Origin of the sequence: Endozoicomonas sp. Mp262 (assembly GCF_025643335.1) — a bacterium.
GTDB lineage: Bacteria > Pseudomonadota > Gammaproteobacteria > Pseudomonadales > Endozoicomonadaceae > Endonucleibacter.
This window is the reverse complement of sequence record NZ_CP092489.1, coordinates 3,931,870-3,953,912: the sequence shown is the minus strand read 5'-3', so window position 1 is coordinate 3,953,912 and position 22,043 is coordinate 3,931,870. Positions and strand designations below refer to the sequence as shown.

The 22,043-nt window shown below is 47.0% G+C and carries 33 protein-coding genes; 22 read left to right on the top strand and 11 right to left on the bottom strand.

Annotated features, from left to right (window positions below; all coding sequences use genetic code 11):
* Positions 1-111 precede the first annotated feature (111 nt).
* The 11 genes from greB to MJ595_RS17205 all read right to left on the bottom strand — a co-directional run bounded on the left by greB (position 112) and on the right by MJ595_RS17205 (position 8,168).
* Positions 112-612 (bottom strand): transcription elongation factor GreB, encoded by a 501-nt coding sequence (gene greB / locus MJ595_RS17255; RefSeq protein WP_263079275.1) that lies wholly within the window; start codon positions 610-612, stop codon positions 112-114.
* Positions 613-780: 168 nt separating this feature from the next.
* A complete protein-coding gene (locus MJ595_RS17250; protein ID WP_263079274.1) occupies positions 781-1,227 on the bottom strand; it encodes a hypothetical protein in 447 nt (148 codons plus the stop codon).
* 370 nt (positions 1,228-1,597) lie between these two features.
* Positions 1,598-2,779, bottom strand: coding sequence for a site-specific integrase (locus tag MJ595_RS17245; protein ID WP_263079272.1), 1,182 nt, complete (start codon positions 2,777-2,779; stop codon positions 1,598-1,600).
* 452 nt (positions 2,780-3,231) lie between these two features.
* Positions 3,232-3,456 carry a hypothetical protein gene (locus MJ595_RS17240; RefSeq protein WP_263079271.1) on the bottom strand — a complete coding sequence of 75 codons (225 nt, stop codon included), beginning with the start codon at positions 3,454-3,456 and terminating at the stop codon, positions 3,232-3,234.
* A gap of 80 nt (positions 3,457-3,536) precedes the next feature.
* Positions 3,537-3,989, bottom strand: a complete 453-nt coding sequence (locus MJ595_RS17235) for a hypothetical protein (RefSeq protein WP_263079270.1) — start codon at positions 3,987-3,989, stop codon at positions 3,537-3,539.
* 33 nt (positions 3,990-4,022) lie between these two features.
* Entirely contained in the window at positions 4,023-4,679 is a 657-nt protein-coding gene (locus MJ595_RS17230; RefSeq protein ID WP_263079269.1) for a hypothetical protein, read from the bottom strand.
* 30 nt (positions 4,680-4,709) lie between these two features.
* The gene (locus MJ595_RS17225) at positions 4,710-5,387 is read right to left on the bottom strand and encodes an ERF family protein (RefSeq protein WP_263079268.1); all 678 of its coding nucleotides are present in this window, start codon (positions 5,385-5,387) and stop codon (positions 4,710-4,712) included.
* Positions 5,388-5,443: 56 nt separating this feature from the next.
* The gene (locus MJ595_RS17220; RefSeq protein ID WP_263079267.1) at positions 5,444-5,752 is read right to left on the bottom strand and encodes a hypothetical protein; all 309 of its coding nucleotides are present in this window, start codon (positions 5,750-5,752) and stop codon (positions 5,444-5,446) included.
* A 91-nt stretch (positions 5,753-5,843) separates the two neighbouring features.
* Complete coding sequence (locus tag MJ595_RS17215; protein ID WP_263079266.1) at positions 5,844-6,182, bottom strand: hypothetical protein; 339 nt, start codon at positions 6,180-6,182, stop codon at positions 5,844-5,846.
* 45 nt (positions 6,183-6,227) lie between these two features.
* Positions 6,228-6,512 (bottom strand): hypothetical protein, encoded by a 285-nt coding sequence (locus tag MJ595_RS17210; protein WP_263079265.1) that lies wholly within the window; start codon positions 6,510-6,512, stop codon positions 6,228-6,230.
* A gap of 912 nt (positions 6,513-7,424) precedes the next feature.
* Positions 7,425-8,168, bottom strand: a complete 744-nt coding sequence (locus MJ595_RS17205; protein ID WP_263079264.1) for a LexA family transcriptional regulator — start codon at positions 8,166-8,168, stop codon at positions 7,425-7,427.
* A 424-nt stretch (positions 8,169-8,592) separates the two neighbouring features.
* On the opposite strand from MJ595_RS17205, the gene MJ595_RS17200 reads away from it, so the two are divergent.
* The 22 genes from MJ595_RS17200 to MJ595_RS17095 all read left to right on the top strand — a co-directional run bounded on the left by MJ595_RS17200 (position 8,593) and on the right by MJ595_RS17095 (position 22,041).
* Positions 8,593-9,306 (top strand): phage antirepressor KilAC domain-containing protein, encoded by a 714-nt coding sequence (locus MJ595_RS17200; protein ID WP_263079263.1) that lies wholly within the window; start codon positions 8,593-8,595, stop codon positions 9,304-9,306.
* A gap of 127 nt (positions 9,307-9,433) precedes the next feature.
* On the top strand, positions 9,434-10,069 hold the full coding sequence (locus MJ595_RS17195; RefSeq protein WP_263079262.1) for a helix-turn-helix domain-containing protein: 636 nt from the start codon (positions 9,434-9,436) through the stop codon (positions 10,067-10,069).
* Positions 10,066-10,872: a DUF6475 domain-containing protein gene (locus MJ595_RS17190; RefSeq protein WP_263079261.1), complete on the top strand. Its 807-nt coding sequence runs from the start codon at positions 10,066-10,068 to the stop codon at positions 10,870-10,872. The genes MJ595_RS17195 and MJ595_RS17190 overlap by 4 nt, the downstream gene beginning before the upstream one ends.
* Positions 10,872-11,390 (top strand): hypothetical protein, encoded by a 519-nt coding sequence (locus tag MJ595_RS17185; protein WP_263079260.1) that lies wholly within the window; start codon positions 10,872-10,874, stop codon positions 11,388-11,390. Before MJ595_RS17190 ends, MJ595_RS17185 begins: the two co-directional genes overlap by 1 nt.
* A 161-nt stretch (positions 11,391-11,551) precedes the next feature.
* The gene (locus MJ595_RS17180) at positions 11,552-11,971 is read left to right on the top strand and encodes a recombination protein NinB (RefSeq protein WP_263079259.1); all 420 of its coding nucleotides are present in this window, start codon (positions 11,552-11,554) and stop codon (positions 11,969-11,971) included.
* The gene (locus MJ595_RS17175; protein WP_263079257.1) at positions 11,968-12,273 is read left to right on the top strand and encodes a Ref family protein; all 306 of its coding nucleotides are present in this window, start codon (positions 11,968-11,970) and stop codon (positions 12,271-12,273) included. Before MJ595_RS17180 ends, MJ595_RS17175 begins: the two co-directional genes overlap by 4 nt.
* Positions 12,274-12,363: 90 nt before the next feature.
* A complete protein-coding gene (locus MJ595_RS17170; protein WP_263079256.1) occupies positions 12,364-12,831 on the top strand; it encodes a single-stranded DNA-binding protein in 468 nt (155 codons plus the stop codon).
* 27 nt (positions 12,832-12,858) lie between these two features.
* Entirely contained in the window at positions 12,859-13,026 is a 168-nt protein-coding gene (locus MJ595_RS17165; protein ID WP_263079255.1) for a hypothetical protein, read from the top strand.
* The gene (locus MJ595_RS17160; protein WP_263079252.1) at positions 13,019-13,339 is read left to right on the top strand and encodes a hypothetical protein; all 321 of its coding nucleotides are present in this window, start codon (positions 13,019-13,021) and stop codon (positions 13,337-13,339) included. Before MJ595_RS17165 ends, MJ595_RS17160 begins: the two co-directional genes overlap by 8 nt.
* On the top strand, positions 13,332-13,658 hold the full coding sequence (locus tag MJ595_RS17155) for an endonuclease domain-containing protein (RefSeq protein WP_263079249.1): 327 nt from the start codon (positions 13,332-13,334) through the stop codon (positions 13,656-13,658). The genes MJ595_RS17160 and MJ595_RS17155 overlap by 8 nt, the downstream gene beginning before the upstream one ends.
* A complete protein-coding gene (locus tag MJ595_RS17150; RefSeq protein ID WP_263079247.1) occupies positions 13,655-14,191 on the top strand; it encodes a hypothetical protein in 537 nt (178 codons plus the stop codon). The genes MJ595_RS17155 and MJ595_RS17150 overlap by 4 nt, the downstream gene beginning before the upstream one ends.
* Positions 14,192-14,742: 551 nt before the next feature.
* Positions 14,743-14,904 carry a KilA-N domain-containing protein gene (locus MJ595_RS17145; protein WP_263079246.1) on the top strand — a complete coding sequence of 54 codons (162 nt, stop codon included), beginning with the start codon at positions 14,743-14,745 and terminating at the stop codon, positions 14,902-14,904.
* Between the two features lie 52 nt (positions 14,905-14,956).
* Entirely contained in the window at positions 14,957-16,012 is a 1,056-nt protein-coding gene (locus MJ595_RS17140; protein WP_263079245.1) for a site-specific DNA-methyltransferase, read from the top strand.
* A gap of 38 nt (positions 16,013-16,050) precedes the next feature.
* The gene (locus MJ595_RS17135; protein ID WP_263079244.1) at positions 16,051-16,458 is read left to right on the top strand and encodes a structural protein; all 408 of its coding nucleotides are present in this window, start codon (positions 16,051-16,053) and stop codon (positions 16,456-16,458) included.
* Positions 16,458-16,703 (top strand): hypothetical protein, encoded by a 246-nt coding sequence (locus MJ595_RS17130; protein ID WP_263079242.1) that lies wholly within the window; start codon positions 16,458-16,460, stop codon positions 16,701-16,703. The genes MJ595_RS17135 and MJ595_RS17130 overlap by 1 nt, the downstream gene beginning before the upstream one ends.
* Positions 16,700-16,906, top strand: a complete 207-nt coding sequence (locus MJ595_RS17125; RefSeq protein ID WP_263079241.1) for a hypothetical protein — start codon at positions 16,700-16,702, stop codon at positions 16,904-16,906. The genes MJ595_RS17130 and MJ595_RS17125 overlap by 4 nt, the downstream gene beginning before the upstream one ends.
* Entirely contained in the window at positions 16,903-17,145 is a 243-nt protein-coding gene (locus tag MJ595_RS17120) for a hypothetical protein (protein WP_263079240.1), read from the top strand. Before MJ595_RS17125 ends, MJ595_RS17120 begins: the two co-directional genes overlap by 4 nt.
* A gap of 375 nt (positions 17,146-17,520) precedes the next feature.
* Positions 17,521-17,892, top strand: coding sequence for an HNH endonuclease (locus MJ595_RS17115; RefSeq protein ID WP_263079239.1), 372 nt, complete (start codon positions 17,521-17,523; stop codon positions 17,890-17,892).
* A gap of 104 nt (positions 17,893-17,996) precedes the next feature.
* On the top strand, positions 17,997-18,476 hold the full coding sequence (locus MJ595_RS17110; protein ID WP_263079237.1) for a phage terminase small subunit P27 family: 480 nt from the start codon (positions 17,997-17,999) through the stop codon (positions 18,474-18,476).
* A 7-nt stretch (positions 18,477-18,483) separates the two neighbouring features.
* Complete coding sequence (locus MJ595_RS17105; protein ID WP_263079236.1) at positions 18,484-20,199, top strand: terminase large subunit; 1,716 nt, start codon at positions 18,484-18,486, stop codon at positions 20,197-20,199.
* On the top strand, positions 20,196-21,413 hold the full coding sequence (locus tag MJ595_RS17100) for a phage portal protein (RefSeq protein ID WP_263079235.1): 1,218 nt from the start codon (positions 20,196-20,198) through the stop codon (positions 21,411-21,413). Before MJ595_RS17105 ends, MJ595_RS17100 begins: the two co-directional genes overlap by 4 nt.
* Positions 21,391-22,041, top strand: a complete 651-nt coding sequence (locus tag MJ595_RS17095) for an HK97 family phage prohead protease (RefSeq protein WP_263079234.1) — start codon at positions 21,391-21,393, stop codon at positions 22,039-22,041. The genes MJ595_RS17100 and MJ595_RS17095 overlap by 23 nt, the downstream gene beginning before the upstream one ends.
* The last annotated feature ends 2 nt before the right edge of the window (positions 22,042-22,043 follow it).

The following is a 22,043-nucleotide window of genomic DNA, read 5'->3' as shown; positions in this document are numbered from 1 at the left end:
AGGTTTTTGGGCTCAGCAATGCTGACTGCTGTTTAAGCTGGAAATTTTTCCGGTTATAGCTTGAGCCCTGATTTCTTAGGATTCTAAAATTTCTGCTCTTCAATATAATGGCTATTTCTCGTATTGTTTCTCAATGGAGAAAGGTTGGTATTGTATTTTGTTAATGAGCCAATATTTATCTCCAGAGGGCGCTTTCACTATAACCTCGTCATCAACTTGTTTTCCAATTAATGCTCTGGCCATTGGAGAATCAATGGTGATATAACCTTTTTTTACATCAATCTCATCTGTTCCTACAATTCGAAAATAGTAAACCTTACCTGTGTCAGACTCAAGCTCAATCCAGGCACCAAAAAATACCTTTCCTTCCTGTTCCGGTGAGTATTCTACTACTTTTATAGCGTCCAGACGTTTGCGCAGATAACGAACACGGCGGTCAATGCTTCGTAGCTCTCTCTTAGCTTCTTTGTATTCAGCATTTTCACTCCGGTCACCAAGAGCTGCTGCTTCTGAAACAGCCTGAGTAACCTGTGGACGTTTGGTTCTCCAAAGGTAATGCAGCTCTTCTTCCAGCGACTGTTTTCCTTCCAGTGTTATTAGTGGTGATTTCATAGTAAATACAGTTTTGAGTCTATAACCGATCAATGAGCCTACAGGATAAAACTTACCTCATTTCACTGTTCTCTTTAAATAATATGCCAGTCATAGGAGGAAAACAGCCAGCCTGGAACTATGAATATAGTATCAAGGCTGACAGCAATTCTCATGAAAAAGAGCAGGTTACAAGCAAATAATCATATTGTTGTATTCTTTATTACTTGCTGAGTAGCTGAAATTTACCTTTTGGGAGAGTTGTGCTTCATTTTTGTTGGTATATATATCTTCCCATACATGAAAACGAATGAGGTAAGTACCTGATTCATTCATCAGGTCAAGTTTAGAGCGATATCTAAGCGTCATAAGCTGACAAAAAGCGATGGCCGGGTCTGTTCCAGCAGGCATTAAATTATGGAAGTGACGGAACTTGGGGACATTCAATATATACTCCATATCTGCCTGGGGTCTACCGCCGCTGGCATCATTGAACCATATACAGCTATCGTCATTGTTTCTATTGACCCCGTCATTTTTGTATGAGACGAGATCACAAGACTCAACATAACTTTTGAATTCTTCAAAGCCTGGATAGGTTTGCTCGCTCCATTTTTTTATAATTGCATTGCCCATTTTTATTATCTCCTCTTCCGGAAGACTGTGATTCTATTTTTAATATGAGGCTGTAATTTTTGATCTATATCAACAAAGCCGTGGATGCCTTGATGCTTCATTGATCAAAAAAGAATGAGAAGTAGCAAAATTTTATATTTATCCAATCATAGCCGGTTTATGAAAGTAAAGATGGATAGTGGGTAATATCAAAACTCTTGATTTTAAAAGGCTGTAGCTTTCTTTCAGACAAAAAGAAACCCGGATCACTGGGGGGAGCGAAACCGGGCTAAGACCATTTAGGAGTGGTCTGTATATTATGACCTAACCTGTTGTTTTTTATAGCTTTTTATTTTTACCATTGGCTTCGGGGCAAGTTTTGGGCAAGTTTTTACCCCTGTTTTGTACTTTTGAGACTCCAATCATTTTTCGGGGTGTACCCTGTAACCGAGTCATCTTTAACAAATTTTTGGTAATGCTTTCTGACCATCTCGACAGTTGTGTGACCCAGCATTTTCGAAACCCACATTTCAGACTCGCCAGCCTCAAGCATCCAGCTCGCAAACGTGTGTCGAGTCTGACCGATTCCTCTATTAGTAACTCCGACTCTCTTGCAAGCATAATGCCAGCACCAGTAAACAGCGTTATAGTCTGCAAAGGGCTGCCTCTCGCGATTAACAAACACCCTGCCATGCGGTAATAGCCGGCTAACAGCTCTCTGTTGTCTCAGAGCTGCCAGAGCATCGGGTAACAGCATGATTTCACGACGACCCTTTGCTTTCGTCTTGATGTCGCTCATGGTTCTGTCGGAGACGGCCTGACATATTCTTGCCATTCCTTTTTTTAAGTCCACATGCTGCCATTCGAGCGCTATTAGCTCGCCAGGGCGAACGCCTGACCAGACAGCAAACTGAAACAGGTTTTTCTCCGACAAATGTTCGCATCCTGATAAAACCCGATCCACCTCTCCTCGGGTGTATGGGTTCACATCATCCCGGCGATCCTCGACCCGTTTTGTTATCTCAACCTTTTCTTTCGGCAGCACAAGCCCATCGAGAGGGTTTTTGTTGATAAGCCTGTCTCGTATAGCTTCACGAATGGCAGACCTTAGCGGAGCCAGATAGTTTGCTATCGTTTTTCGGGCTATATCAAGCTCGTCTGCCCAGTCTCTCACATGACCGGGTGTTAGCATGGATATAGGAATATGGCCGAATTTAGGCATAAGAATTGAGTTAACGCGGTAGGTTGAGTTGCGGTAGTAACGCGGGGATAAAATGCCCTCCTGTTTTTTTAGCCAGCGCTCAAGCAGGCATTTAACAGTCAGGCCGGATGGTGCGGGAGTCTCAGCTTTTGCTAATTTATGTTCAGGAAAATGATTAGACCAGCGAAACTGGCCTAACTCCATTTCGCGCTTTATAATCTCTCTCAGCGCTGCTGCTTGCTTAACCCCTTTCGCGGTTTGCGGTAGTCCGGGGACGGTGACAAATCGAGTTTTTCCCAGCCACGAGAAATTTATTTGTACTCCCGTCCCCTTCAATCTCACGCCGCGTGGGGTGGTGAGTTGTCTAGCCACTTTTCAATAGCCTCCATGTTCATCCATATTGATTTTTTGCAATATGGATCATATCTAAAATGGATTCTCTCGCGATACACGCAGGCAGATATTTTATTTTTTACTGCTGTTCTGGATTCGCCTGTCTGCTCCAGATAAACCCTGAGTCTAACCCATTTAGGCATTCATCTATACTCCTTTTTCTTGGTACTCGTATCGTGTACTAAAAACATAAAAGCCCTGACCAGCAGGGCTATCAAATCACCAGCCGAGGCCGAGAATATCACTTAATTGCCGTGATAAGTCATTGCAGTGCTTTGACAAATACTGTGAAACCAAAATGACTTGGTTTGATATGTAAATACAACTCAGGTGAGTTAATTGCTGCTCAATAATGCAATATCACTCACCTGAGTTTTTATCCACCTAATACCCAATATTACTCGGTTGAGTTATAATATGTGTTATGCGGCTTACCAATCAACGCCTTTAACTTCAAATTCAGCACTGCATTCAGGGCAGTGTGTATCGCACTCGAATTCCTTATGGGCATCTATCCATGCTGTATCAGGTAAAACTTGATCTAAAAGCCATCCTTCTTCGTTTAAATCTGTGTCGTTCACTAAATCAAATGTGTGTCCACATTCAGGACAATCAACATTTAATTCAATCACTAAAGTGGGTTTTACTGGTTCCATGTTCTTTTTTCCTCTGTCAATCGCCGCATAACAATTTGTTGCATCGGACTGGCTTACCAGCCAGCCGCTTAACTCAAGGGTTATACGGCTTGATCAGGTTCATTCTGTCTTTCATGTCTGCGATTCCAAGCATGGACAACAATCCTCCTTAGCTCATCTACACCCAGCTCTCTTGCCAGCAAATAATCATCAATCTTTTTTCTCGCTGCTATTTGCTGATCGTTAGCTGATAACGCAGCTTTCTTTGCTGCTCTCATTTTTGCAGCAAGGCTTTTAGTGCTGGTCTTTTTTATTTGACCGGCAGGCTTGCTTGCCTTGTACTGCGCTCTCTTTTTCGCCTTAATGCTTTCTGCATTCTTTGCATAGTAGGCTCTGGCGGCTTTTTGCTTTTCTGTTAACACTTCCATCTTCACTCCTAATATCAATGTTTCTTTTTCCGGCTTTTTAAGTCGGATAAGCTGATCTTGATTTTTGTCTTTTGTTTTTTCTGCCTCAAATTGGGATACATTGCCATGATCTGCAACATATCCCAATCATCAAAAAATCGGAAAACAAACTCGTCTGCCTTAATCATCTGCAAAGCTCGCTGTGACTCCAGGTATTAAACCAGCAGCAATACTGCTCAACACATTCAGCGCCTCGTCTGCTGTAAAGTAGCACTCCTGCATAACTGCCTGCATAGCCTCTGCCTTGGTTGGCAGGCTCTCCGGCTCTGGCTCATGCTGCTTATACGCCAGCAGGCATTGCAGCTTATCAATACTGCCATTTATCGCTATCAAGGCTCGCTTGGTCTGCGTGTAAAACTTGCCAGCCTCCCTTAATATTTCAAGCCTGCCGACCTCTTCTTTTATTTCGTCGATTGAGCTATTGATAAATGAAGTTGGTAGATTTTCAATAACCTCTATTTCCTTTTCGATATCTCTGGCCTGTTCATCTTTGACGGCTTTTATTTTGTCGTCAATTATCTTTTTTGCTTCACGGCGAGGCGTTATTAATTCCAGCAAAGCAGAATCAATTCTTTTAAACTCTGCGTCAATCTTGCGACCTTCTTCAAGGATCGGCTTTTTTAATTCGTCCTTTCGAGCTTTGAGCTTTGTCCGGTATGGAGTTAATGCGCTGATTTCTTTTTTTAACGCATCGTGATCGGACGGGACGACAGAAAACTTTTCTTTTAATTCTGCCAGAGCTGCGTCGGTAATACCGTATTCAATTACGCTGGTCATATTTTTCCCTAAATTAATTTATTTCTTCAGCTACGATTGCAAACCATTTAATTTGCTTAACGGGTGATCCTGCCATGCTGCCTGTTCATTTGCCATCTGTTTCAACCTCTTCAACGATCCTTCAAGCTTGCTGATTGGTAGCTGGCCTATATTGGTTATTGCGAATTTGTGGCAAAACTCTTTTTCATCCATACCGGCAACCATCAAGGCTCCCTGCAAAGCTTTGTACTCCTGCGGGTTGATAGCTCTTTCCTCTACTTGCGCTGGCGCGGGCTGCCTTGCTGCTGGTCTTTGCTGCTGATTATCAAAGCCGACCATAGCTCCATCGTCGTCGGCCTGAGTCATGCCCAGTATTGCTGTGTATGCATACCGGCGCATGTAGGTTATTGAGCTGCCCATGACCTGAGCTGGGTTTTTACCGGCTCCTCCCATGAGCGAGGCGCGCTCCATGACAAACTCAGACCGGAAATGCTGCCCAGACTCATGCATGAGCATTGTTATCAGCGTGGTGCCGTGTTCTGATTGCCCGATCATCTGCGACACTGCCAGCCCGTTATCTGCAAGAGGCTGCTTTGCTGCACCAATGCACATTGACAGATCAGCGTAGTTGTAGCCGTGACCCTGCTTGTCTTTTGCTGCATTGCCGAGTGCGGCCTGCATTTTGACGAATGCGGGGAAAATCTTGTTTGTCTCTGAGGACATATCCATTGCTGCGATTACTCCTGGCGGTTGAAGCTTGAAATAAAAAAGCCGGGATTAACCGGCTAGTTGAAAACCTTTCTAAACAGCTCTGACTCTCGATCATCGTCGTAGAGTCCGACGCGCTCTTTAGTGAGCCTTTCCCAGTCCTGCCGGTTAATCTCCGCTATCTCAGCTGCGATCATGTCATGCTCCCAGTCTTTGCAGTCCTCGATGATCTGCCGGATAACTTCGTTTCTAAAGGTCTGCACCCTGCCCAGTTTGAGCTGTGAGTCTATCCAGTGCTGCTGGCCTGTTGCTGTAATCAGCGCCTCAAGTCTCAAAAAGTTTTTGGTGGCTGGCTCCAAGGCGTCCCAGATCATTGCATCAGCCATACAGGTTGACGCTGGCCGCGCCTTCAATTTTGCTGTAATCATAAATCCCCATGGTAAAAAAAGCCGGGGCTAACCGGCTAAAGCATTCCGTTTATATCAAACACAACACTCTCCCGTCGTAGAGTCCGACGCGCTCTTTAGTGAGCCTTTCCCAGTCCTGCCGGTTAATCTCCGCTATCTCAGCTGCGATCATGTCATGCTCCCAGTCTTTGCAGTCCTCGATGATCTGCCGGATAACTTCGTTTCTAAAGGTCTGCACCCTGCCCAGTTTGAGCTGTGAGTCTATCCAGTGCTGCTGGCCTGTTGCTGTAATCAGCGCCTCAAGCCTCAAAAAGTTTTTGGTGGCTGGCTCCAAAGCATCCCAGATCATCACATCAGCCATGCAGGTTGATGCTGGCCGCGCTTCCGTCTTTAATTTTGCTGTAATCATAAATCCCCATGGTAAAAAAAGCCGGTATCTCTACCGGCATTGCTGTTAGCAAGCTTCTGCTTGATCTACTGCCCAGGCTTCCTGCTGGTCTTCAATTTCCCGGCGTATGCACTCGCTATGCTCGTCGATCAGGGCGTATTCCAGCTCGTCCGCGATGACCTCGAACATCACTGCTTTCAGCAGATCGTCACCGAGTCCGATCAGCGCCTTTTCAAGCTTTTTGAAGCTCTCCCCAGTTCTCTGTACAGCCTCTTCTTCGATGGCGATTTCTTGAGCCTCCAGTGGGTCGTCGCTGTACTGGTCAATCTGTTGTGATACGTAACAAGTCATTCTCTTTCCTCTCTTTTTTGCGGTCAAAAAACACTCTTTAGCAATCAGTAATTGCTAAAGGCTGTTTTCTAGGTCAGCTTTCCGTCGTTCTATTGCGGCCTGTGACGGTTCAGGCTGGCGAGCAACTCTCGCAAGTCCGGCTCGCGTAACCGGATGTGTATCAGCCTCTCTGGTAGACAGGTTCCCCCCTGATTCGCCATAGCTTCTGAAACACCGCGACCAAATTGTTAAATAGCGTTGGCACTGTGGCCTGTTAGTTACCAGATACCGGCTTGGAGACTTGTTTGCCGGGTGGCTGGCTTGTCGATGTCTTATCGACATATTCATAATGTCAAAATGACATAATAGTGTCAATGCCATTTGGCATAATTTTTATAAATTCGGCATTGCTGTGTCATTTTAGTTGTCGGTCTGGAGTTTCCATGAATGCCATTTCAGCATTACGCAAGCCAGGCGCGTTGGCGAGAATGGCCGTATAAAGCCATCTGAGGCGGTTTTGTTTTTACTGGTAGCTTTGCGCTAACTGACAGACTTTTGCTTTAAGGTAGGCGCTTGCTTGTCTTCTGAGACGATCGTGAATGCTTAACGATTGAAAGCTCTGGATAGTCACCAGCAAACAAGAAGGGTAGGTTTAAGGGATATAGGGTTATTTATCTTACTTGTATATTTATATTACTTGATAGTAGAAGGCACTCATCAAAACTGATTAGTGCAAGGATTAACCAAAAAGGCTACAGGCTATATATATCAAGGGGTTCAAGCGAAATACACCCACTCATCAATTTTGATTAGTGCGGACTCATCAATTTTGATTAGTGCGAGAGGCTGGCAGACTCACAAGATCGGCGGTCAAGATGGCGGGAAGAAAAGAGAAGGCGCTTAAAGGGGAAGGGCTGGCGGTGCTTGACCGCCTTAGTTGACGATCAGAGCACCAATAGCGGAGCCAAGGTATGAAATCTCAGACTCATCGGCAGTAATTGACGGGTATGACGGGTTGCGCGGTTTAAGTATTACCTGTCCAGCTACCACTTGGTACTGCCTAAACGCTATATGACCGTTCGGCATACGAAACAGCGCGTCTGCACCCTGCTTTAGCTCTAGGCCGGGATCAACAAACACATAGCAGCCAGTCATATAAGGCGCTGTCATATCATCAGATACAACTTTATAGGCGAATGATCTGCTACCGGCGCTATCAATCGGGCAGCCTAGCCACTGGATAGTATTACGGTCTACAGATTCGGCATTGTTTCCCCAGGCTAGCATTGATTCAGCATTGGTGAGCACTGGAACGCTCATCTGTTGAGATGGGGCATCCTCGCGGTCTATGCCATGCAGTAGGTTCTCAGAGCTAGTACCCAGAGCCTTAGAGATTCTGGTGATGATATCGACCCTGCCTTTTCGTTGACGCGTGAGGATGCGATTAAGACCAGACTGGCTGTAACCGATAGCATCAGCCAGATCGAGCTGAGTTAACTGCTTTTGCGCCATTAGCGCCAGAGTCCTGTCTACCCAATCCACTTTATAAGCTCCTATTGCTGTAAACATGCCTTCCCTCTTACTTATGGTCTTATGGTGCAAATTATTAATTATTTTATGCCATTTGTCATAGTCATATTGACATAAAATATTGATCTTATCTATGACTTTTGGCATTATGATATGACATAATGTCATTTTAGCGGGATGTACTGGTACGCTATGGAAAAAGTAAAGGCTTTTTTGGATGAAAACGACTGCACGGTGACGCGCCTCGCAAAGATGGCAAGAATACCGCAGTCGGCGCTTCATAGAGCTGTTACAGGAGAGAGGCCACTTAGCGGCAACTCTGCTCTAAAACTTTCGCAGGTGCTAGGGGTTCATCCCCTTGATCTGAGGCCAGATTTAAGACTGGAAAATCTTAAAAGCTCATAGGTCATAGTGCCGCGTTCTTTAAAAATGAGTTGTCCAGCGTCGTCAATCCCGTAGAGGGGCGCAACGGTCTTACATGGAGTAGGGCTGGCGCAGCATTGGCGGCGATACCCTCTGGGCAAGGGCGCAGCGCTTGCGATATAGCGCAATTAATTAATTTGGAGATGTTATGGGTAATTTGTCGTTGATTCACTGCTCTGAAAAGACAGAGCAAACAATGTCTCATATCGAGATCGCAGGACTGGCAGGTAAGCGGCCTGACAGCGTAAAGAGAACAATGGATAGCTTGCAAGACAAGGGGTTGATATTGGTTACACAATCTGTGGAGCCATACATTTCAGGCAGGGGTCGGTCAGATAATCGTACGGTCTATGGCGTAAATAAGCGAGACAGCTACGTGGTTATGGCTCAAGTATCTCCTGAGTTTACAGCCAGACTTGTTGATCGCTGGCAGGAGCTTGAAGCCAGAAGCAATAAGCCAGAAATACCGCAGACTTATGCGGCCGCATTGTTAGAGGCTGGCAGGCTGGCTCAGTTGGCAGAAAACCAGCAGAAGCAGCTTGAGGCACAGGCGCCCAAGGTTGAGTTTGTTGAAAAATACACAGAATCCAAAGGCTCTAAAGGCTTTCGGCAAGTAGCAAGGCTTTTGGGCATCAAGGAGCCTGAGTTCAGGGAGTTTTTGCAGTCTCACCGGATTATGTACTCCCTTGGCGGGGAGTGGACTGCATACAAAAATCATATTGATGCAGGGCGTTTTGTTGTTCGGACTGGGGTTAGTGAGACTAACGGGCATGCATTTACTCAGTGCAGGTTTACGGCAAAAGGCATTGAGTATGTTGCTGGACTGATCGGCAGAGAAAAAGCCTTAGCTTTACCTGCATAAAGAAAAACCCCTACTTAAAAAGCAGGGGTTCCCATCAGCAAGCCTGTCAGGTTTCGAGGCATGGCAGGCTTAAAACTAACGAGAGTTATTATAGATGAGTTCATACTTTTTAACAATTCCGGGGGATGTGGCATACAGCCCACATTTAAGCGACTCGGATATTGTCTTTTACGGCAAGCTGACCGGGTACACGGTCAAGTATGGCTACTGCGATGCAGGCAATGAATACCTGGCCGACAAGTTCAGCATCTCCATTCCAACGGTTACGCGGCGTATAGCTCGGCTGGAAAAGCATGGCTTCATAACTGTTGAGTTTATTAAAACTCAAGAGGGTACAGAGCGTAAAATCTGGCTTAACTGTGCAGTTAACGCACCCAAGCCAAAGCCAGCCTCAAAACCCAAAAAGCAGCCGGCCAAAAAAGCCCCCAAACCCCTGTCGAACCTAGAAATCTACCCGGATCAGCTAAATGTTGAAGCGTGGCATAACTGGCTGGAATACAGACGGGACGAGCTACGGTTCAGCTTCAAAACCGCAAAGTCTGAAACAACGGCTATCAATAAGCTGATTAAAGACTCTAACGGTGACTGGCAGCTACAGGCCGACATGATCGAGGCCAGTATAGCTAATGGGTATAAGGGGATTTTCAAGCCAAAACAGCAGCGGCCAACCGGGCAGGCGACAACTCACATGTCTTTAGCTGGGCAGGCAACTCAGCAGGCTTGCAGCAATATTCTCGATGAAATGTTTGGGGGGCAGGCATGAACATCAAAGACCCGAAGGAAGTCACCAGTTTTTTTAATTTTGTCACAGGGACAGCAGAAACCTACGGCAAGCAACTGTCAGAAGCAGCTATCAAGGTCTACATGATGGCGCTCAAGCATTACAGCCTGCCTGACATCCAGCGTGCCTTTAATCTGCACATTCAGAACCCGACCAACGGCCAGTTTATGCCGAAACCGGCAGACGTTATCCGTATGATCGAGGGTGATAGCGGCAGCCGATCAGCAATGGCATGGACTAAAGCAGACAAGGCTCTGAGGGTTCACGGGCATTATCGTGATGTTTGTTTTGATGACCCGATTATTCACAAAGTCATTGAGGATATGGGCGGCTGGACGTACTTCTGTACCCGGTCAAACAGTGACGACTACTGTTACCAGCAAAATGAGTTCGAGCGACGCTACAAGGGGTATACAGGCAGGCCGATGGATGATAGCTACCCAAGGCTGTTGACCGGAATGGCGACACACCATAACTCAGTAAAAGGGCATGATTGGCAGGATTCTCCGGCGCTGATAGGCGACCCGGATCGGGCAATGTTGACGTTTCAGGGCGGATACGATCAGAGCAAGCCCAGGCTTGACGATAAGAGAGCCAACTTTGCCAAGCTGATGGCAGGCATGGGGACACAGGGCAAGCCAAAGCAGCTTAACGCACCAAAATCAAAACCGGAGCCAAGACCGAAGCCAGAACCCAGGCCGTTAACCGACGACGGATTGGAGGAGAAAAAGGCAATCTGGTTAGAAAAACTTAAAGTGCTCGCTGGAAATAATGAGGCTGCATAATGAACAAAAAAGAAAGACTCGAACAAGTCAGAGTTCTTTTTGAATTAAATCCGACAGCGACAGTTAAAAGAGCCGCAGAATTAATAGAATGCTCTGAAAGAACAATAAAAACATATAGAAAAGAGCTAGGTTTAGGTAAAGCTGTAATAAAATCTAAAACAATAAAGGAGCAATATCTAAGTTTAATAAAAACAAAGCCGGGTATTTCTTACAAAGAAGCAGCAAGCATTATCGGTTGTAGACCCCAGTCAATCCTTAAAGTTAGATGCAAGCTCGGATTAAAAGGCAAGAAAAAGCGATTAACTGAAGACCATTTAATAACGGCAAGAGAGCACCTGGCATCGGGCGGTAATTTAAAAAGCGCAGCTAAATTAATAGGGTTTTCTTATCAGGCTTTATGGGGTGCGCTTAATCATGGGTTAAGAGGAGCGCCCAAACAACTGCCCGAAATGTCCAATATAAACTCTTTCCTGATGTGCAAGTGGAGTGGCAGCAATGTCAAAGCAATTTATCAATGATGTCGTGAGCGTGATTGCTTTGGCGGGATGGATAGTCGGGGCATTTTGGGTCTTTGCGGGGGCTGTCTAATGATTATTGAAGCGCTCTTATACCTGCTATGTGTTTTTATGTGCGGGTGCTGGCAAGGAATTAAAGACGATATTAAACCGAAGTATCCCGCATGGACTCACAGAAAATAGTCATAGCTACAGAGGCGGCAAGACGGGAACTGATAAAGGTCGTCAATCAGGTTCACTTAAAAAAGCCGGTAGAGTTTAGCTATCGGCCTTTTAAGCCTAAACGGTCTTTATCAGCCAATGCGCTTTATTGGAAGTGGCTATCAATCATCGAAAGAAAGATGACAGGTAAATGCACAAAAGAAGGCTATCACCTCGCATTTAAACACCTGTTTCTCGGTTATGAAGACGTGCCGGATATTGGTATTGAAATACCGGCGCAACTCAAATCAACAACGAAATTAAATAAAACAGAATTTTGTGAGTACATGACTCGAATTGATGCTTGGGCTGTTGATGCAGGCATCAGGCTGCCAAGGCCGGAAGATTCTGTTTATGACGAATATTTGAGGGGGCGAATTTGAAACGCCAGCAATATAAAAACTTGGCGGCCAGTATTGGCTGCCTCGCTTGCGAAAAAATGAACATGCCGGGAACGCCAGCCCAGTTGCATCATCCGAGAGCGGGGCAGGGCATGGCACAGAGAGCATCAGACTATGACGTGATACCTCTGTGCAGGGAACACCATCAGGGCAGCGTCTTATCGGTACACATGACCCCTGTCGAGTTTAAATTTTTGTTCGGTACTGAGCAGCAGCTATCGGACGAAACACGGCAGAGAGTCGCAGATTTAAAACAGCAGTCAATCGGGGGTAGTTATGATTGAGTTTATTTTATTAGCAATGTGCCTGACCGGGATTGCCAGCATCGTCTGGCAGGCGCTTAAAAACATGGACATTGATATGTGGGGGCAGTAATGAGCATTAACGTAATCACGGTTAGCGGTCACATCGGTAAAGACTGTGAGACACGCTACACGCAGAACGGCAAGGCCATTGCCTCTTTTAGCCTGCCAGCGGTAACAGGCTGGGGCGAAAATAAAAAAACAGCTTGGCTTGCCTGTAAGCTGTTTGGGGAGCGGGCTGAAAAGCTGGCCGGTTATCTCACAAAAGGCACTCCGGTAACTGTTACAGGGGCTTTTGGGCTGGATGAGTGGACAGCTCAGGACGGCACTCAGAAAAGCAGGCCAGTCATACTGGTTAATGATGTGGCATTGCAGGGAGGCAGGCAGGGCGGCCAGCAGGGAGCGCCGCAGCAGCAACAGCAATCACAGGGTAGTCAGTACCAGCAGCGGCAGCCGAATCAATACCAGCAGGCTCGGCAGCAGTCGCAGAAGCAGCAGGGCGGCGGGTTTGATGAGTTCGACAGTGATATCCCCTTCTGACAGCTAACAGGCTGAAAAATGCAGGAAGTGAAAAAACAAATAGCTGATGAGCTGCTATCGCTCATCGGCCAGCTTGAATATCTGCCGGACAGGGAGGCTCTGGCAATCATCAAAACAGCAAAAGGCTATGTCAGCAAAAAGGTATACACGACTGATAGAGCCTGGGGGAAGCGGGGAATCAAAAACAATGGATGATCTGATAAGAGATGACGGCGAAATAAGGCGATGCCCGAAAAACATGGCAAGGCTTGGTTACGTGAAATCGTGGTGGCATTTTTTTAGTTATCGTCAGGTTGTCGGGGGTTGGGTGTCTGATTATCTGATTGAGGCAGCAAAGGTAACAGCAAAGGCGGGGATAGCTGTTTTTTTCTGCCTGCTTACTCTTCTTACTCTTCCAGCTCTCCCGTTCCTTCAGTGCTTTTTTTCTGTTCGCAGGGCGAAGGCGGAGGTTGCGGCTGAGGCCGAAAGACAGCAGGCGATAAGGGCTGAGGGTGGCGGCAATGGGTAAATCCAGATTAGAAGCTGCCTTGCTGCATCAGATCAGGGCGGCAAAGTTGCCGGAGCCAAAGCGGGAATACAGGTTTCACAGCAAAAGGCTTTGGCGCGCAGATTTCGCATACCCAAAGCTAAAGATATTGATCGAGGTTCAGGGCGGGGTATGGGTCAACGGCGGTCACTCTCGCGGCAGTGGTCAAAATAAAGATTTTGAAAAGTTTAACGCTGCACAGCTTGAGGGGTGGAGTGTTTACCAGTTCACCACAAATCACATCAGAACAGGCATGGCGCTAGAGGTGATTGATTCAGCTATTCAGAGGGCGACACATTGAGTTACTACTACAGCACCAGGCAGGCCTTGTTAAGCGCTTTTGACTTGAGAGGCTTGATGTATAAAAGCTACTGGCCTGCATACGAGCAAGATCATCCGACAGTTAACCGGCATACGACAGAGCCAAGTGATTTTAAAGAGCGGCTGGCGCAGGATGCTCGAGTCAGAGCTGCATTGAGAGAGTCTCTATCAGAGTATGATTATACGATGCTGGCGTACTGCTATACCGTTGACGGGTTATTGCTGTTTGACTGCTGGCGGAAGATCAAGCCAGTGTTAAGAGGCTGTAGCGAGCTGGCGCGCAGGCTCAGTAATGAGCTACTGATGCAATGGTTTTTTGATCGGCATAACGTCTATAGGGTCAAGTGCGGGGTGGGTAATAGGGAGATAGCTGAGACGCTTGGTGTTTCTGAGCGCACAGTGCGGCGCAAGCTGGTCGCTCCGGTCAGGGCTGTTTTTGCTATAGCGGATATTGAGGATAGAGCGGGGCAGGTTATCGGGGATAAGGGGTGGTTTATCGGTAATGCTGCATAAAAAAGCACTTGTCCACACCACCGGACAAATATATAATAAATTTATAGGCTCGGGTTTTTCTAACTCGAGCTTTTTTTGTATCTGCTATGCGTGTTTTTACAGGCTGGAGCGTGCATTGTTCATATTCTTACTTCAGCTTGCCTTTCTTTTTTTCCTGCCTCCTTGTCTGTCAAATCAAGGGGGTTTGCGCCCATTCCCTCGAAAAGTTCGCTCCCGATCTCTCTCAATATAAATCAAAAATAACGGGGAAAAAACACTTGGAAAGGAATTTTTACCCAAAAAGAAAACCTTTAAGCCTCACACGGGCAGCAATAAAAAAATCAAGCTCCCTGACGACAATTGCTGCTGTGAAACTTGCGAGGGCAACGACAGCTTACAGGGCTGCTCCTGTTGATTATGGCTAGCAAGGGCGGCAATCGAACTCAAGACGGGTGGTGATGCTCGCATAGTAACGCCTCGGCAATATGCGGTTGTATACCTGTTAAAGCCCGTTATTTATTGCGCCTTTAGTTGGTGTTGTGGCTCTTGAGTCCAAACTGGGATATCCCAGTTTGAGAAAAGTAAGGGGCGGCAATAACGCTGGAACATGGGCGGACAAGCTTCTTGCTTATGATTATGCCGGGTGGATCGATCCTGAATTTAAGGTTGGGGTTTACACTATTCTTGATAAATTCTTTGCTGACTCTCCTGCAAAAATATCAAAGGCAATTTAATTTTACTCCCGAAGCCTTGCTGAATTAGCGGGGCTTTTTTTTTGTGTTTGTTATGAAGTTACTGCACGGCGACTGTCTAGAGCTAATGAGGGATATCCCGAATTCGTCGGTTGATCTGATATTAACCGACCCTCCTTATTTTAAGGTAAAAAAAAATGACTGGGATAATCAGTGGGACGACTCAGAAGGGTTTATTGATTTTATAGGGGAGGCTTGCGCGCAGTGGGCAAGAATTTTAAAACCAAGCGGCTCTATTTACGTATTTGCGTCTCCAGAGTTAAGGCATCGCGTACAGGTTGAGATCGAAACCCATTTTCAGGTCTTGAACTCTATTACATGGGTTAAGCCTAGCGGTTGGCATAAAGGAGCAAACAAAGGCGCGCTCAGGTCGTTTTTTCCTCAGACGGAAGCAATTATTTTTGCGGAGCAATACGGTGCTGATTCGATGGCGCTGGGCGAGTCTGGCTACAAGCGGCAGATCGAAAAACTGAGAGGCTTTGTTTTTGAGCCGTTGAGAAAGTACTTTGCTGACGAAAAGGAGCGGTGCGGCATATCCACCAAGGAGATTATGGCCGGAATGGCGAGACTGGGAATGCCGAAATATATGTTTGCTCGGCACACTTTTACATCATCGCAATGGCAAATGCCGACGCGGGAAATGTATGAGGCAGCCAGGCTGGTATTTAACAGCAGGGGCGGCGAACACCTGAGGCGGGAATACGAATACCTGAGGCGGGAATACGAATACCTGAGGCGGGAATACGAACACCTGAGGCGGGAATACGAACACCTGAGGCGGGAATACGAACACCTGAGGCGCCCATTCTCGGTATCAAAAGATATCAATTATACGGATGTCTGGTCTTTTGATCCGGTGAAGCCGAGAAAAGGGAAGCATCCGTGCGAAAAGCCCATTGAGTTGCTAGAGCATATAATTACCGTCAGCTCAAAGCCGGGCGGAATTGTTCTGGATTCATTTATGGGGTCTGGCTCAACTGGCGCGGCCTGCCTAAACACAGGGCGGCAGTTCATTGGAATCGAAAAAGATCCGAATTACTTTAAATCGGCAGCAGAAAGACTTGGCTGTAAAGCTGGTATAGCGGCCTAACTGTTGCGATCGAAACCTTGTTTATGTCTGGGGGATTTATGAATATCTTTGACCGGCGGGGAATCAGAAATCATAACCCCGGCAACATTCGACACGGTGACAAGTGGCAAGGGCTGGCAAAGAGCCAGCCAGACAAATCATTCTGCCAGTTTATCTCCCCTGAATGGGGTGTTCGGGCGATGGCTCGAATACTGATTAACTACCAAAAACTCTATGGGCTGGACACGCTCAGAAAGATTATCTATCGCTGGGCGCCACCAACAGAGAATAATTCAGAGGCGTACACAGATCATGCCGCCGAATATCTTTGTGTATGCCCAGACTCAGAGTTCTTTGTGGGCGATCACCTGCATGAACTGATTAAGTGCATCATTAAGCACGAAAACGGGGTGCAGCCCTACTCTGATTATTTGATAGCTGACGGCATCAGCAAGGCGGTGTCTTAATGCCTTTGATAATCAGTATATTAAAAAGCGCAGTCTGGCCTATCATCTGGGCTGCTGCAAAGGATGCCTGCCTTGCAATGATCGGGCGTATTAAGTGGGCGACACTGCTTGAGCGGTTTATCTGTCGCAGCATATCCAACGGCCTGCGCTGGCTGGCAAAAACTAACAACAACGGATTGGCAGGCAAAACGGCAGAAGATGCTCTGGCAATGCTCAAGCGGGATGATCTGCCGGAGCTGAAATGATGATTATACCCGACTGGGCTATTAACCTGCTTCCCGTACTGGTGATACCTGCAACGGTTGGACTGTTTAACCTGAGAACCAGAGTGGCGGTGCTCGAAGCCAAAGCCGAAGACGACGAGGGATTTAAGCAGTTAATGGATCGAATGGATAAGCGGCTGGTCAAGCTGGAAACCATCATTATCGAAATGAGGCGCAAGCCGTGAAAGGCATAATCAAGCTGGAATGCCCCAGCGAGCAGGCTGCAAACGAAATCGGCTGGCGGTTTAAAAGCTCGACTCTGGTGATGGGTAAAGCCGTACTGGTGTTATGGACTAAAGACAGCTATCGCCAGATATACCGGCAGCGACTCAGGCTTGAGGCTAAAGAGGTCGAGCTGTCGGAGCATGATAAAGAGGCAGCTTATCGGCTATGGCCTTGCATGAGATATAACGGTCAGCTATAGAGCGATGCTGTATAGTTGTTTATACTAACAACATGAACAATGTAATACAGCTCAAGCCAAGACAAAAGAGCCTCAAGCAAAAGCGGTCTGAAGCTATGCAAGGCCAGTGGATACCCTACGACGGCAAAGCGGAAAGGGTGAGGCAATGCCCTTGCGGTTCGGCCTTAATGCTTATTGTCGAGGGTGTTGGGTGTCAGTGCGTTGTTTGTGGTAATACTGTAATACCCGAATGACACAGAAAGACAACAGACAAGCCCTTCTCAAAGCCATTCTCAAAGACTTCAAATCCCGCAAAAGAAATACCAGGCTCCACTCAACAGTAGAGAAGGAGCTGGTTGCTGCATGTAAAAAACATGGGCTGCCGGAGGTGAGGTGATGCCAGCAAGAACAAAGAAAGCCTGCCGTAAGCGTGGCTGCTCTGGTACTACGCGAGAGCGGCATGGGTATTGTGAGAGGCATGGTGATCTAGCACACAGTTATGCAAGGAAGCAGAGGCGAGAGGGTAGCGCTTCTCAACGTGGTTATGGTGCTGCATGGCAGAAGCTGAGGCGTGCTGTGCTGGAGCGTGATGGTTATCTATGCCAAGAGTGTAGGCGACAAGGGATAGCCAAGACTGCTAACCATGTTGACCACATCAAAGCTAAGGCATTTGGAGGCGATGACAGTCTTGATAACCTTCAGGCTCTCTGTCCTACCTGTCACCACAGAAAGAGCGGGAGAGAGGGTGCAGCGTTGAGCAGGCGCTAGAGGGAGGGGGGGGGTAGGCAAATCTCTACAGGGAACGACCCTATAAAACCTCCACCCAGGCTTTTTTTTACACCCGCGTAATTAAAAATTCCAAGGCTTGACAAATGACAGGGAAATCCGTTGCCTCCGGCAGGGGGCGAAAACCTAAGCCGTCTGCCAGAAAGCAACTGGCAGGAAATCCCGGCAAACGAAAAATTAATACAGAAGAGCCTAGCTTCACCCAGCTTGTAGAAGCATCTCCCCCTGACTGGCTAGACGACATTGCAAGAGGCATGTGGGAAACCATCGTTCCCCAGCTTTGCAGGGAAAAGGTTGTCGCTGTGACTGACCTGCATAACATTGAGGTCTTTTGTTGCTCATACAGCAACTGGCGCACAGCCCAATTAGAGCTATCAAGAAATGGTAGCGCAATTCTGACCGACGACAACGGCAAGAAGTACAAACACCCTGCCGCAACAATCGTCAACGAATCCTACCGCCAACTATGCACGTTTGGCGCTCTCTTAGGTCTTGATCCATCCAGTCGCCAGCGGCTGATTGGTGGAAATAAGCAACAGGCCAGCAACCCCTTTTTAAATTTGTAATAAAAAAATGGCATACGACAATGTAAACCGGGCGAACAAATACGCTCGGGAAGTCGTTGCAGGTAAAATAATTGTCTGCCGTCTGGTCAGGCTTGCCTGTGAGCGGCATCTATCAGATTTAACCAGGCAGAAAGATAAAGAGTTTCTTTATAAATTCGACAAAGCGAAGGCTGAAAAGGCTGCTAAATTCATCCAGCTTTTGCCCCACACCAAAGGGGAATGGGCGAATAAGCGCCAGCTCATCACCCTTGAGCCTTGGCAGCTATTCATAGTCTGCACAGCGTTTGGCTGGGTAAAGAAAACCGATGGTTTCCGCAGGTTCCGAGAGGTCTATACAGAGATTCCCCGAAAGAATGGCAAGTCTGCTATATCTGCCGGTGTCGGTGTATTTTGCTTTGCTGCTGACGATGAGTTCGGGGCAGAGGTTTATTCGGGTGCGACTACAGAGAAACAGGCTTGGGAGGTGTTCAGGCCTGCTCGCTTGATGTGCAAGCGCACTCCTCATCTGGTCGATGCATTTGGTATAGAGGTCAATGCGTCAAACCTGAGTCGTCCTGCTGATGGTGCCAGATTTGAGCCAATGATAGGCGATCCTGGTGATGGTGCCTCGCCATCATGCGGCATCGTTGACGAATACCACGAACATAAAACAGATGCACTGTATACAACCCTGCTGACTGGTATGGGGTCAAGAAGGCAGCCGATACTTTGGACCATTACCACTGCCGGCTACAACATTGACGGACCTTGCTATGACAAACGGCGGGAAGTTGTCGAGATGCTGGAGGGGGCAACTCCCAATGATGAGCTTTTTGGTGTTATTTACACCATCGACGAGGGTGACGACTGGACGAAGCCAGAGACTCTTATCAAGGCTAATCCAAATATTGATATTTCCGTTTATAAAGACTACCTGATAAATCAGCAGCAGAGAGCGATTAATAATGCCAGATTTGCCAATACATTTAAGACAAAACATCTGAATGTGTGGGTTTCTGCAAAATGCGCCTTCTTCAACATGGAAGCCTGGCGATCATGTGCAGATGAGTCTCTATCTATAGAGCAATTTGAAGGCCAGGACTGCTTTACCGGGCTAGACCTTGCTGCAAAGCTTGATTTAACAGCAGCCGCTTCAGTATTCACCAGAGATATTGATGGCAAAAAACATTATTACTGCGTTTCTCCATTATTTTTCATTCCTGAAGCGACAGTTTACAACAGTGATAAGCAGAAGCTGGCTCAGCAGTATCAGAAATATGTAAACGGCGGATTTCTGATAGCAACTGATGGAGCTGAGATTGACTATCGAGACATCTTGAGCGAACTAGTGGCTCTCAATAAGCGATGCCGGATTGAAGATATTGCTATCGATCCTCATGGAGCAACAGCGCTATCCCATGCCCTGGCTGATGAGGGAATGGAAGCAACAGAAATTACCCAGAATTACACAGGTATGTCCGACCCTATGAAGGAGCTGGAGGCTGCCGTGATGTCTGGTCGATTCCATCACGATGGAAACCCGTTGCTTACATGGTGCATGGGTAATGTTGTTGGGAAAAACATTACCGGCAACGATGATGTGGTCAGGCCAATCAAAGAAAACCCAGATTCAAAGATTGATGGCGCGGTGGCGCTGATTATGGCGATTGGTCGGGCCATGTCTAACGACAGTGAAACAAGTCTTGCCGATCACATTGCGGCAGTGGGTATTCGGAGCCTATGAAGTTTTTCAATTTTTTCAAAAAATCAGGCTCCATTGAAAACGCAGCCGATCTTGCAAAAGAAAAAGGGTTTGGGATTGACACCTATGGCGCTACCGGCAATGAAAGGCCGGTTGACCCTCTTGCACTTGCGGCTGTATTTAGCTGCATACGGGTGCTTTCTGAATCGGTGGGAATGCTGCCCATAAATCTTTATACCCAGTCAGGCGAAAGCAGGAAAAAGGCTGTCAATCATCCATTGACCAGACTGCTGCGGATTGCCCCCAATGACTATCAGACTCCGCAGGAGTTCAAAGAGCTGTTGATTCAGTGCCTGTGCCTGAGAGGTAACTTCTACGCCTACAAAGTCAGGACGCTTGGCAAGATCAGCGAGCTTTTGCCGCTAAACCCTGACTCCGTTTCTGCAAAGCTGAATGATAAGTACCAGCCTGAGTACCAGGTGACATTCAAGGACGGCTCTTATCAAAAGCTGACTCAGGATGATGTTTGGCATGTCCGAATATTCCCCGAGTGCGGCGATGGTTTTCTTGGTGTAAACCCAATAGAGAAGACCCGGCGAACCTTTGAGTTAGCCTCAAACGCTGAGGAGTGGGGGGATAACCTCTTCAAAAACGGCACTGTAACCTCTGGCGTACTCAGTACTGACCAGAAGATGACGGACGAAGCTTTCGACCGGCTAAGAAAGAGCTTTGACGAGAGACACTCAGGGATAGCCAGTGTTCATCGCCCAATGATCTTGGAGATGGGGCTGGACTGGAAGCAAATGAGCATGAACGCTGAAGACTCTCAATTTCTGGAAACAAGAAAATTCCAGAAAGATGAGATTTGCTCAATCTTCCGGGTTCCCCCTCACATGATTGCCAACCTTGAGCGAGCCACCTTCTCGAACATTGAGCACCAGTCGCAATCCTTTGTTAATTACTCCCTGATGCCTTATCTGACCCGTATTGAAGAGCGGATAAACATAGGGCTACTGGATGAGAGTGAGCAGGGCGACCATTACGCCAAATTTAATGCAGGCGCATTGCTACGTGGTGATACAAAAACACGGATGGAATCCTATGCAAGCGGTATTCAATGGGGCATTTACAGCCCTAACGACTGCCGGGCGCTTGAAGATATGAATCCCAGAGATGGCGGGGATGTTTATCTAACACCAATGAATATGACAACCAACCCAGAGGCCGGACAGGATGATAACAAAACAGCGGCTTGATACTCCGCTAAAGATAAAAAGCGTCAGTGATACCGGCGAGTTTAGCGGGTATGGCTCTGTCTTCGGGGTGAAAGACAGTTATTCAGACATTGTTGTACCAGGTGCTTTTAAATCCAGTCTCGAAAAGTGGCAGGAAAAAAGGCAGTTTCCTGCTTTGCTCTGGCAGCATCGAATGGATGAACCGATTGGGGTTTATACCAAGATGGAAGAGGATGAACAGGGGCTGTACGTTGAAGGCAGGCTGCTTATTGATGACGATCCGTTAGCAAAGCGCGCTCATGCTCACATGAAAGCTGGCTCTTTGTCTGGCCTTTCTATCGGGTACTCCAATGTGGATTTTGAATGGGATAAAGCCAAAAGCGCATACCTTCTAAAGAGTGTTGATTTGTGGGAGGTGTCACTGGTGACATTCCCGGCAAACGACGAAGCTCGAATTTCTAATGTAAAGAGCGCGCTATCCCGCGGCGAATCGGTATCACCTAAACAAGTTGAAAGAGTCCTGCGCGACGTTGGGCTTTCACGCTCTCAGGCTAAAGCGTTTATGTCTGAAGGGTTTACTGCTCTGAAGCAGCGAGAAGTTGATGAAGATGCAGCTTTGAACGCACTGAAATCAATCAAATTTATTTAAGG